The sequence below is a fragment of the Bacillus sp. PK6-026 genome, assembly GCF_054161455.1.
Genome location: NZ_CP096418.1, coordinates 1 through 12,500 on the forward strand (window position 1 = coordinate 1; position 12,500 = coordinate 12,500).

A 12,500-nucleotide genomic window follows, 5' to 3' on the forward strand; every position below is an offset into this window, starting at 1 on the left:
CAGTTCATTGTCAACTTCGCTCACACATTTCTTTTTTGCACCATAATAGGATAACACATATCAATTTTCTTCGAAAGCCTAATTTCACTTTTCCTCAATTTTAGCTTAAAAGATTTTTTTGGAAGCGGGAAAATGGGATGAACGAAGCGAAAAAAAAGCCAATGTGGATATCTTTCGCCTCGTTTTTTCTATCCACAGTCATTATCGACAACATTTTCACAAAACTAACCGTTGTGGACAATATTTCTTCAACAGTTTGTATAGTGTGTGGATAAGTTCCTCGCAACCATTGCAACCACTCGCTTATTCTGATATTATATTTGTGTTTTAACTCTTGATAACAAATTGGCTGCCAATCCATTATCCACAAACTGTGGATAAGTTGTGGAAAGTTTTTTCACAGGGTGTGCAGGAATTTGTCCACATCTTGTGAAGAATGTCGAAAAGACGTTTTTCTACTATATTATATGTTTTCAACATTTCATTAACGAATGGACTCATCCATTTGCTCTTTTTTTGTGTTCTATAACAGGTTGGACAAGCAAATATTGCTGGTAAAGGAGGGACGAACCGCCATTATGAAAAACATATCGGATCTTTGGAATCAAGCTTTGGGGCAGATCGAAAAAAAATTGAGCAAGCCCAGCTTTGAAACATGGATGAAATCGACAAAGGCCCATTCATTGCAGGGCGATACGCTGATCATCACCGCACCGAACGAGTTCGCCAGAGACTGGCTTGAATCAAGATACCTGCACCTGATCGCCGATACGATCTACGATCTGACAGGAGAAGAATTGAGCATTAAATTTGTCATTCCTCAGAATCAAAATGAAGAAGATTTTATGCCTAAGTCTCCAATCAAAAAAATGTCGAAAGAAGAACCGGCTGATTTTCCGCAAAACATGCTGAACCCCAAATATACATTCGATACGTTCGTTATCGGTTCAGGAAACCGATTCGCCCATGCGGCGTCTTTGGCAGTGGCCGAAGCCCCGGCGAAAGCTTACAATCCGCTGTTTATTTATGGGGGAGTCGGACTTGGAAAGACTCACTTAATGCATGCGATCGGGCACTATGTCATCGATCACAATCCATCTGCAAAAGTGGTTTATTTGTCATCTGAGAAATTTACAAATGAATTCATTAACTCGATCCGTGACAATAAAGCTGTCGATTTTCGCAACCGCTATCGAAATGTTGACGTTCTTTTGATAGATGATATTCAATTTTTAGCCGGAAAAGAACAGACGCAAGAGGAATTTTTCCATACGTTTAATACGCTGCATGAAGAAACAAAGCAGATCGTCATTTCCAGCGACCGGCCTCCAAAAGAGATCCCAACGCTTGAAGACCGTTTGCGCTCCCGTTTTGAATGGGGATTGATCACAGACATCACGCCTCCTGATCTAGAAACAAGAATTGCGATTTTAAGGAAGAAAGCAAAAGCAGAAGGACTTGATATCCCGAATGAAGTCATGCTTTATATTGCCAATCAGATCGACAGCAATATCAGGGAGCTGGAAGGGGCATTAATCAGGGTTGTCGCATATTCTTCCCTGATCAATAAAGACATCAACGCCGATTTGGCTGCTGAAGCTTTGAAAGATATCATTCCGTCTTCAAAGCCGAAAGTCATTACGATCAAAGACATCCAAAGAATCGTCGGCCAGCAGTTCAATATCAAGCTGGAGGATTTCAAGGCGAAGAAACGGACAAAATCGGTGGCTTTTCCGCGGCAAATCGCTATGTATCTATCAAGAGAAATGACAGATTCTTCTCTTCCAAAGATCGGCGAGGAGTTTGGCGGACGCGACCACACGACGGTCATCCATGCCCACGAAAAAATATCAAAACTGCTGAGCGATGATGAACAGCTCCAGCAGCATATTAAAGAAATTAAAGAGCAGCTGAGATAAATGGTGAGCGGGAAAGTGTGAATAACTTGAACATAGCCTTACACAGTCTGTCCACATGTGGATAGGCTGTGTTTCCGTTCGTTTTTAGCACTTATCCACAAATCCACAGCCCCTACTAGTACTTCTGCTATTTTTATAAAACATAATAATTAATAGATTTCCGCAAGGAGGATGATTATGAAGTTTACAATTCAAAAAGACCGCCTAGTCGAAGGTGTCCAAGATGTGTTAAAAGCCGTTTCTTCAAGAACGACGATTCCGATCTTAACCGGTATTAAAATCGTGGCCTCTGATGAAGGTGTCTCTCTGACAGGCAGCGATTCCGATATTTCGATTGAATCGTTTATCCCGAAAGAAGACGGCGATTTAGAGATCGTGACAATTGAACAGCCCGGCAGCATTGTGCTTCAAGCGCGTTTTTTCAGTGAAATTGTCAAAAAGCTGCCGATGTCAACGGTGGAAATCGAGGTTCAAAATCAATACTTAACGATCATCCGCTCCGGCAAAGCAGAGTTTAACTTAAACGGTTTGGATGCAAGCGAATATCCGCTTTTGCCGCAAATTGAAGAGCATCACGCTTTTCAAATTCCGACCGATCTGCTGAAAAACCTGATCCGCCAAACCGTTTTTGCAGTGTCCACCTCAGAAACACGCCCAATCTTGACAGGTGTAAACTGGAATGTCGCGGACGGTGAATTAATATGCACTGCGACGGATAGTCACCGTCTGGCGCTAAGAAAAGCTAAGCTCGACATTAACGAAGACAATTCTTACAATGTCGTCATCCCAGGAAAAAGCTTAACCGAGCTGAGCAAGATCCTTGATGACCATCAGGAGCTAGTCGATATTGTGATTACCGAAACACAAGTGTTATTTAAAACAAAAAACGTGCTGTTTTTCTCCAGGCTGCTTGACGGAAACTATCCGGATACAAACCGCCTGATTCCTCAGGAAAGCAAAACGAACCTGATCGTCAATACAAAGGAATTTCTTCAGGCGATCGACAGGGCTTCGCTCTTGGCGAGAGAAGGACGAAACAACGTGGTGAAACTTTCCGCAACCGCCAATGAGTCGATCGAAATTTCTTCAAACTCTCCGGAAATCGGAAAGGTTGTCGAAACGGTGAATGCCGAGCAGATTGAAGGGGAAGACTTAAAGATATCCTTTAGTCCGAAATATATGCTGGATGCCCTTAAAGTTCTTGAAGGAGAGGATATTCACGTGAGCTTCACGGGCGCTATGAGGCCTTTTCTGATCCGTACGCCGAATGACGATTCAATCGTCCAATTAATTCTTCCTGTCCGGACGTATTAATTTGTTGGAATAGAAAGTTGCCGGCTGGTCCGGCAGCTTCTCTTATTTTTCGGGAGAAAAGCGCTCTCGCCCTGCCTTGGTTGTTCATACCGCAAGTTTCCCCTTTCCTTCTTTCCCTGTTTTTTAGTACAATTAGATATTAGTGATATTGAAAGAGGTCGATATAATGACAAAGACGGTGGCTATTGATACAGAGATGATTACCCTCGGCCAGTTTTTGAAATTGGCGGATGTCATTCAGTCCGGAGGAATGGCAAAATGGTTTTTATCGGAATATGAAGTACTCGTCAATGACGAGCCGGATAACCGCCGCGGACGAAAACTGTATGTCGGAGATGTGGTGACGATTGAAGGATTCGGTTCATTTCAAGTCGTCGGCTAAAAGCAGGTGGTATTGATTGTATATCCAAAATCTTACATTATCATCTTACCGTAATTATGAGCGCCTTGACCTTCAATTTGAGAACAAAGTGAATGTGATTATCGGAGAGAACGCTCAAGGAAAAACGAATTTGATGGAAGCGATCTATGTGCTTGCGATGGCGAAATCCCATCGGACGTCAAATGATAAAGAACTCATACGATGGGATGAAGACTATGCTAAAATAGAAGGCAGGGTCATTAAAAAAAACGGTTCTGTTCCCATTCAGCTCGTGATTTCCAAAAAAGGAAAAAAAGGTAAAGTCAATCATATTGAACAGCAGAAGCTGAGCCAGTATGTCGGGGCTGTCAACACGATTATGTTCGCGCCGGAGGATTTAAATCTTGTAAAAGGAAGTCCTCAGGTCAGAAGAAGGTTTCTCGATATGGAAATCGGCCAAGTATCACCTGTCTATCTTCATGACCTTTCTCTTTACCAAAAAATCCTTTCACAACGGAATCATTTCCTGAAACAGCTTCAAACGAGAAAGCAAACCGACCAAACGATGCTTGACGTGCTGACGGAACAGCTTACGGAATTCGCGGCAAAGGTTGTGATGAAACGGCTTCAGTTTGTCGATCAGCTTGAAAAATGGGCTCAGCCCATTCATTCCGGAATTTCAAGAGGTCTGGAAGAGCTGACGTTAAAGTATCATACGTCTCTTCACGTATCAGATTCGCCCGATTTGTCGAAAATGATCAATAGTTATCAAGAAACGTTTTCTAAATTAAGAGATAAAGAAATAGAACGGGGGGTATCTCTGTCAGGTCCCCACAGGGATGATGTTCTCTTCTACGTCAATGGCCGTGATGTGCAGACTTACGGATCGCAGGGCCAGCAGCGAACGACTGCTTTGTCGCTTAAATTGGCTGAAATCGATTTGATTCAGGAAGAGATAGGAGAATATCCGATTCTGCTTTTGGATGATGTTTTATCAGAGCTGGACGACTATCGGCAGTCTCACTTGCTCCACACCATTCAAGGCCGTGTTCAAACATTCGTAACAACGACAAGCGTTGATGGAATTGATCATAAAACCTTAAACGAAGCGGAAATCTTTCGAGTTGAAAATGGCACGCTATCGGACTGAGAAAATGGGGTGAGGGATTGTATATCCACTTAGGTGACGATTTTGTCGTCTCAACGCGTGAAATTGTGGCTATTTTTGATTACAAGGCAAAGACGTCGCCGATTGTTGAAGAGTTTTTAAACAAGCAAAAACAGCAGATTGTCTCTTCTAACAGCACGCCGAAGTCAATTGTTGTCACATTACAATCGATTTATTTTTCTCCTTTAGCCTCAGGCACGTTGAAAAAACGGGCGCAATCCAAGCCGGAAATCGATTCATAAAAGAATCTTAACTATAAATTTATTATGTTTGAAGAAAAGTGTAGGTGAATGTGCGTGGCAATGGAACAGCAAAATAATTACGATGAAAATCAGATACAGGTTCTAGAGGGATTGGAAGCCGTGCGGAAAAGACCCGGAATGTACATCGGGTCGACAAGCGGCAAAGGTCTGCACCATTTAGTATGGGAAATTGTCGATAACAGCATCGATGAAGCATTGGCCGGTTACTGCACTGAAATCAATGTCGAAATTGAAAAAGACAACAGCATCACTGTAAAAGACAACGGACGGGGGATTCCGGTCGGTATTCATGAGAAGATGGGCCGTCCCGCTGTAGAAGTCATCATGACAGTCCTGCACGCCGGAGGAAAGTTTGACGGAAGCGGATATAAAGTTTCAGGCGGTTTGCACGGCGTCGGTGCATCTGTTGTTAACGCCCTTTCAACCGAGCTCGATGTAACGGTTTACAGAGATGGAAAAGTCCATTACCAGGAATTTGAACGGGGCGTTCCGAAAGCTGATTTGAAAGTCATCGGAGATACAGAAGTGACGGGAACGACCACTCACTTCAAGCCTGATCCGGAAATATTCACGGAAACGACGGAATACGACTATGATACGCTTGCCACTCGTGTCCGGGAGCTCGCTTTCTTGACAAAAGGCGTCAAAATCACGATTGAAGACAAGCGAGAAGGAAAAGAACGCAAGAATGAATACTGCTATGAAGGCGGTATTAAAAGCTATGTTGAACACTTGAACCGTTCACGGGAAGTGGTTCATGAAGAGCCAGTCTATATTGAAGGATCCAAAGACGGCATTACGGTCGAGGTGGCTCTTCAATACAACGACAGCTATACCAGCAACATTTATTCGTTTGCCAATAACATTCATACGTATGAAGGCGGAACGCATGAAGCCGGCTTTAAGACCGGTTTGACGAGAGTCATCAATGATTACGCGAGAAGGAACGGTGTCTTCAAAGAAAGCGATCCGAACTTAAGCGGGGAAGACGTCCGTGAAGGTTTGACAGCGATCATTTCAATCAAGCATCCGGATCCTCAATTTGAAGGGCAGACGAAAACAAAGCTTGGCAACTCAGAAGCGCGGACGATAACAGATGCGCTATTTTCAGAAGCGCTCGAAAAGTTTCTGCTTGAAAACCCGGATTCGGCGAAAAAAATCGTTGAAAAAGGGGTTATGGCCGCCAGAGCACGAATGGCTGCAAAGAAAGCACGCGAACTGACGCGCAGAAAAAGCGCCCTTGAAGTGTCGAATCTGCCGGGGAAACTGGCTGACTGTTCTTCTAAAGACCCGACGATTTCCGAACTTTACATCGTTGAGGGTGACTCTGCGGGCGGATCGGCAAAACAGGGCCGCGATCGTCATTTCCAAGCCATTTTGCCTTTGAGAGGGAAAATCTTGAACGTCGAAAAAGCACGCCTGGACAAAATTTTGTCCAACAATGAGGTTCGTTCTATGATCACCGCGCTTGGCACCGGGATCGGGGAAGATTTCAATCTTGAAAAAGCCCGCTACCACAAAGTCGTGATTATGACGGATGCCGACGTCGACGGTGCCCACATCCGAACGTTGCTGCTAACCTTTTTCTACCGCTACATGAGACAGATCATCGAACAAGGATATGTCTACATCGCTCAGCCGCCGCTTTACAAAATACAGCAGGGGAAACGCGTTGAGTATGCGTACAATGACCAGCAGCTCGAAGAAATTTTAAAAGAGCTTCCGCAAAATCCGAAGCCAGGCCTGCAGCGCTATAAAGGTTTGGGCGAGATGAACGCGACACAGCTTTGGGAAACGACGATGGATCCTGAAACGCGGACATTGCTTCAAGTAACACTCAAAGATGCGATCGATGCGGATGAAACCTTTGAAATGCTGATGGGCGACAAGGTTGAGCCGCGCCGCAACTTTATCGAAGAGAATGCCCGATATGTAAAGAATTTGGATATTTAATGATTGTAAGACCTTATTTTCGCTTAATTGAAATAAGGTCTTTTCTAGAATGAGCCTTTGGCGCTCTAGTCATTTGATGTGTATAAAATCAAGATTATTGATATAATGGAGAATAGCCTAATTCGTTGAAGAGTATAAATTACAAATCTACTCCCACACAACTCATGTAGATTCTCCAGGGAGGTTTTTTAATGAGTGAACAACATAAGCCCCAAGTTCAGGAAGTCAATATCAGTCAGGAAATGCGCACATCTTTTTTAGACTACGCAATGAGTGTTATTGTTTCCCGCGCTCTTCCGGACGTAAGAGACGGTCTGAAGCCGGTGCACAGAAGAATATTGTATGCGATGAACGACCTTGGGATGACAAGTGATAAGCCGTATAAAAAATCCGCGCGTATTGTCGGCGAAGTTATCGGTAAGTACCACCCGCATGGTGATTCTGCTGTTTACGAAGCCATGGTCAGAATGGCGCAGGATTTTAACTATCGGTACATGCTCGTTCAAGGCCACGGAAACTTCGGTTCTGTCGACGGCGACTCGGCTGCGGCCATGCGTTACACAGAAGCGAGAATGTCTAAAATATCAATGGAAATTCTGCGCGACATCAATAAAGACACAATCGATTACCAGGACAACTATGACGGATCGGAAAAAGAGCCGGTTGTTATGCCCGCGAGATTTCCAAACCTGCTTGTCAACGGAGCGGCCGGTATTGCTGTAGGTATGGCCACAAACATTCCGCCGCATCAGCTCGGTGAAGTCATTGACGGGGTCTTGGCGGTCAGCAAGAACCCTGAAATCACGCTTCCGGAATTGATGGAAATCATTCCTGGACCTGATTTCCCAACAGCAGGGCTGATCTTGGGGAGAAGCGGCATCCGGAAAGCCTATGAAACAGGCCGGGGATCCATTACGCTTCGAGCCAAAGCTCAAATCGAAGAAACATCTTCCGGTAAACCGGTAATCATAATTACGGAAATACCGTATCAGGTGAATAAAGCTAGGCTGATCGAAAAAATCGCCGATCTAGTGCGCGATAAGAAAATCGACGGCATTACGGATCTCCGCGATGAATCAGACCGAAACGGAATGCGCATCGTCATTGAACTGAGAAGGGACGCAAACGCTAATGTACTGTTAAATAACTTGTACAAGCAGACCGCTCTTCAAACATCATTCGGCATTAATCTTTTGGCGCTTGTTGACGGACAGCCGAAAGTATTGAGCTTGAAGCAGTGTCTGGAGCATTATCTTGACCATCAAAAAGTCGTGATCAGAAGGCGCACGGCATTCGAGCTTCGCAAAGCGGAAGCGCGGGCCCATATTCTTGAGGGCTTGAGAGTGGCGCTTGATCATCTTGATGAAGTTATTTCCCTAATTAGAAATTCGCAAACGGCTGAAATCGCAAAAAACGGATTGATTGAGAAGTTTTCTTTGACCGAAAAACAGGCCCAAGCGATTTTGGACATGCGTCTTCAGCGTTTAACAGGACTGGAACGCGAAAAAATCGAAGAGGAATATCAAGGTCTTGTTGAGTTGATTGCCGAGTTAAAAGCCATCTTAGCAGACGAAGAAAAGGTTCTTGAAATCATTCGGGAAGAGCTCACAGAAGTTAAAGAGCGCTTTAATGATGAGCGCCGTACAGAAATCGTGACATCAGGCCTTGAAACGATTGAGGACGAAGATCTCATCACGCGCGAGAATATCGTTGTGACTTTAACCCATAACGGATATATCAAACGTCTGCCTTCTTCCACTTACCGCAGCCAAAAGCGGGGCGGGAAAGGCATTCAGGGCATGGGGACAAATGAAGACGACTTCGTTGAACACCTGATTTCAACATCCACCCATGACACCATTCTCTTCTTCTCAAATAAAGGGAAGGTGTACCGTTCGAAAGGATATGAGATCCCTGAATTCGGACGGACAGCAAAGGGAATACCGATTATTAACCTGCTTGAAGTGGAAAAAGGAGAATGGATCAACGCGATTATCCCGGTAAGCGAATTTGATGACGAGTCTTATTTGTTCTTCACGACAAGACACGGAATATCAAAACGCACGCCGCTTTCCCAATTCGCGAATATCCGCAATAACGGATTGATCGCCTTAAGCCTCCGCGATGAGGATGAATTGATGGCCGTCCGCCTGACAGACGGAAATAAACAAATTATTATCGGCACGAAAAACGGTCTGCTGATCCGTTTCCCTGAAACAGATGTAAGGCAAATGGGAAGAACAGCAGCCGGTGTTAAAGGCATCACTCTGACAGATGACGATGTTGTCGTTGGCATGGAGATTTTGGAAGAGGATTATCATGTGCTAATCGTAACTGAAAAAGGCTACGGAAAACTGACGCCGGCTTCAGAATACAGGGTTCAAAGCCGTGGAGGAAAAGGGCTGAAAACCTGCAAAATCACAGAAAATAACGGCTCTCTTGTGACAGTGAAAGCAACAACAGGAGAAGAAGATTTAATGATCATCACAGCCAGCGGCGTGATCATTCGGATGGATATTAAAGATATTTCCACAACCGGCCGCGTCACCCAGGGCGTGCGTCTTATCCGCTTAGGTGAACAAGAGCATGTCGCGACTGTCGCTTTAGTTGAAAAAGATGAAGAGAACGATACAGAAGAACAGGAAGCGGACGAATCATAAAAACATGCAGCCAAATGGCTGCATGTTTTTCTATTCAATCTTTCAAATAAGATCTTTTCATCAGAAAGATGATGTGCTATAATTTCTTTTGGTCGCTTATAAAAGCAACAACAAAAACTTTTCCGAAAAAAAGTATTGACCGCTTGTCTCATAAATGTTATATTTAAGTGGTCGCTTTGAGAGCGGCAACGAAGTTCTTTGAAAACTAAACAAGACAAAACGTACCTGTTAATTCATTAAATAAATCGCACATGCGAATGTGCGTAGTCAGGGGCCTGCACGATGCAGGTCATGCAGATGTTGTCACAGGATGTGACGAACTTAATCTGCGCTCCATTATTTCATGGAGAGTTTGATCCTGGCTCAGGACGAACGCTGGCGGCGTGCCTAATACATGCAAGTCGAGCGGATAGATGGGAGCTTGCTCCCTGATGTCAGCGGCGGACGGGTGAGTAACACGTGGGTAACCTGCCTGTAAGACTGGGATAACTCCGGGAAACCGGGGCTAATACCGGATGCTTGATTGAACCGCATGGTTCAATTATAAAAGGTGGCTTCGGCTATCACTTACAGATGGACCCGCGGCGCATTAGCTAGTTGGTGAGGTAACGGCTCACCAAGGCAACGATGCGTAGCCGACCTGAGAGGGTGATCGGCCACACTGGGACTGAGACACGGCCCAGACTCCTACGGGAGGCAGCAGTAGGGAATCTTCCGCAATGGACGAAAGTCTGACGGAGCAACGCCGCGTGAGTGATGAAGGTTTTCGGATCGTAAAACTCTGTTGTTAGGGAAGAACAAGTACCGTTCGAATAGGGCGGTACCTTGACGGTACCTAACCAGAAAGCCACGGCTAACTACGTGCCAGCAGCCGCGGTAATACGTAGGTGGCAAGCGTTGTCCGGAATTATTGGGCGTAAAGCGCGCGCAGGCGGTTTCTTAAGTCTGATGTGAAAGCCCCCGGCTCAACCGGGGAGGGTCATTGGAAACTGGGGAACTTGAGTGCAGAAGAGGAGAGTGGAATTCCACGTGTAGCGGTGAAATGCGTAGAGATGTGGAGGAACACCAGTGGCGAAGGCGACTCTCTGGTCTGTAACTGACGCTGAGGCGCGAAAGCGTGGGGAGCGAACAGGATTAGATACCCTGGTAGTCCACGCCGTAAACGATGAGTGCTAAGTGTTAGAGGGTTTCCGCCCTTTAGTGCTGCAGCAAACGCATTAAGCACTCCGCCTGGGGAGTACGGTCGCAAGACTGAAACTCAAAGGAATTGACGGGGGCCCGCACAAGCGGTGGAGCATGTGGTTTAATTCGAAGCAACGCGAAGAACCTTACCAGGTCTTGACATCCTCTGACAACCCTAGAGATAGGGCTTCCCCTTCGGGGGCAGAGTGACAGGTGGTGCATGGTTGTCGTCAGCTCGTGTCGTGAGATGTTGGGTTAAGTCCCGCAACGAGCGCAACCCTTGATCTTAGTTGCCAGCATTCAGTTGGGCACTCTAAGGTGACTGCCGGTGACAAACCGGAGGAAGGTGGGGATGACGTCAAATCATCATGCCCCTTATGACCTGGGCTACACACGTGCTACAATGGGCAGAACAAAGGGCAGCGAAGCCGCGAGGCTAAGCCAATCCCACAAATCTGTTCTCAGTTCGGATCGCAGTCTGCAACTCGACTGCGTGAAGCTGGAATCGCTAGTAATCGCGGATCAGCATGCCGCGGTGAATACGTTCCCGGGCCTTGTACACACCGCCCGTCACACCACGAGAGTTTGTAACACCCGAAGTCGGTGAGGTAACCTTTTGGAGCCAGCCGCCGAAGGTGGGACAGATGATTGGGGTGAAGTCGTAACAAGGTAGCCGTATCGGAAGGTGCGGCTGGATCACCTCCTTTCTAAGGATATTATACGGAATATAAGACCTTGCGGTCTTATAGACAGGTGCGTTTAGATCTTGTTTAGTTTTGAAGGAACTTCCTTCATATGAATCAAAAGATGGGCCTGTAGCTCAGCTGGTTAGAGCGCACGCCTGATAAGCGTGAGGTCGGTGGTTCGAGTCCACTCAGGCCCACCATCTTTATATACGGGGCCTTAGCTCAGCTGGGAGAGCGCCTGCTTTGCACGCAGGAGGTCAGCGGTTCGATCCCGCTAGGCTCCACCAACGTGTTCTTTGAAAACTAGATAACAGTAGACATCACATTCAATTCGTAAGCAAGATATCACGTAGTGATTCTTTTTAACGGTTAAGTTAGAAAGGGCGCACGGTGGATGCCTTGGCACTAGGAGCCGATGAAGGACGGGACGAACACCGATATGCTTCGGGGAGCTGTAAGCAAGCTTTGATCCGGAGATTTCCGAATGGGGAAACCCACTGCTCGTAATGGAGCAGTATCCATATCTGAATTCATAGGATATGAGAAGGCAGACCCGGGGAACTGAAACATCTAAGTACCCGGAGGAAGAGAAAGCAAATGCGATTCCCTGAGTAGCGGCGAGCGAAACGGGAACAGCCCAAACCAAGAGGCTTGCCTCTTGGGGTTGTAGGACACTCTGTACGGAGTTACAAAAGAACGAGGTAGATGAAGAGGCCTGGAAAGGCCCGCCATAGGAGGTAACAGCCCTGTAGTCAAAACTTCGTTCTCTCCTGAGTGGATCCTGAGTACGGCGGAACACGTGAAATTCCGTCGGAATCCGGGAGGACCATCTCCCAAGGCTAAATACTCCCTAGTGACCGATAGTGAACCAGTACCGTGAGGGAAAGGTGAAAAGCACCCCGGAAGGGGAGTGAAAGAGATCCTGAAACCGTGTGCCTACAAGTAGTCAGAGCCCGTTAATGGGTGATGGCGTGCCTTTTGTAGAATGAACCGG

At 46.0% G+C, this 12,500-nt stretch carries 7 protein-coding genes, 2 tRNA genes and 2 rRNA genes (1 of these 11 running past the window's edge); all 11 read left to right on the plus strand.

The genetic code is table 11. The features are described 5' to 3' along the window. Positions 1-578: 578 nt before the first annotated feature. Positions 579-1,919: a chromosomal replication initiator protein DnaA gene (dnaA, locus tag M1D59_RS00005; RefSeq protein ID WP_023856797.1), complete on the plus strand. Its 1,341-nt coding sequence runs from the start codon at positions 579-581 to the stop codon at positions 1,917-1,919. A 177-nt stretch (positions 1,920-2,096) separates the two neighbouring features. Continuing rightward, positions 2,097-3,233 (plus strand): DNA polymerase III subunit beta, encoded by a 1,137-nt coding sequence (gene dnaN / locus M1D59_RS00010; RefSeq protein WP_065643453.1) that lies wholly within the window; start codon positions 2,097-2,099, stop codon positions 3,231-3,233. A gap of 166 nt (positions 3,234-3,399) precedes the next feature. Beyond that, positions 3,400-3,615 carry a S4 domain-containing protein YaaA gene (gene yaaA / locus M1D59_RS00015; protein ID WP_003178084.1) on the plus strand — a complete coding sequence of 72 codons (216 nt, stop codon included), beginning with the start codon at positions 3,400-3,402 and terminating at the stop codon, positions 3,613-3,615. 16 nt (positions 3,616-3,631) lie between these two features. After that, positions 3,632-4,744 (plus strand): DNA replication/repair protein RecF, encoded by a 1,113-nt coding sequence (gene recF, locus M1D59_RS00020; RefSeq protein ID WP_003178089.1) that lies wholly within the window; start codon positions 3,632-3,634, stop codon positions 4,742-4,744. Between the two features lie 17 nt (positions 4,745-4,761). After that, positions 4,762-5,004, plus strand: coding sequence for an extracellular matrix regulator RemB (gene remB / locus M1D59_RS00025; RefSeq protein ID WP_023856795.1), 243 nt, complete (start codon positions 4,762-4,764; stop codon positions 5,002-5,004). A 60-nt stretch (positions 5,005-5,064) separates the two neighbouring features. Next, positions 5,065-6,978 (plus strand): DNA topoisomerase (ATP-hydrolyzing) subunit B, encoded by a 1,914-nt coding sequence (gyrB, locus tag M1D59_RS00030; protein WP_101561254.1) that lies wholly within the window; start codon positions 5,065-5,067, stop codon positions 6,976-6,978. Between the two features lie 191 nt (positions 6,979-7,169). After that, entirely contained in the window at positions 7,170-9,638 is a 2,469-nt protein-coding gene (gyrA, locus tag M1D59_RS00035) for a DNA gyrase subunit A (RefSeq protein WP_023856793.1), read from the plus strand. Between the two features lie 340 nt (positions 9,639-9,978). Further along, a 16S ribosomal RNA gene (locus M1D59_RS00040) occupies positions 9,979-11,527 on the plus strand. A 102-nt stretch (positions 11,528-11,629) separates the two neighbouring features. Continuing rightward, positions 11,630-11,706 (plus strand) — tRNA-Ile (locus M1D59_RS00045). Between the two features lie 11 nt (positions 11,707-11,717). Continuing rightward, a tRNA-Ala gene (locus tag M1D59_RS00050) sits at positions 11,718-11,793 on the plus strand. Positions 11,794-11,873: 80 nt separating this feature from the next. Continuing rightward, a 23S ribosomal RNA gene (locus M1D59_RS00055) occupies positions 11,874-12,500 on the plus strand (it continues 2,303 nt past the right edge of the window). Together the 16S and 23S rRNA genes with 2 tRNA genes alongside form the textbook arrangement of a ribosomal RNA operon.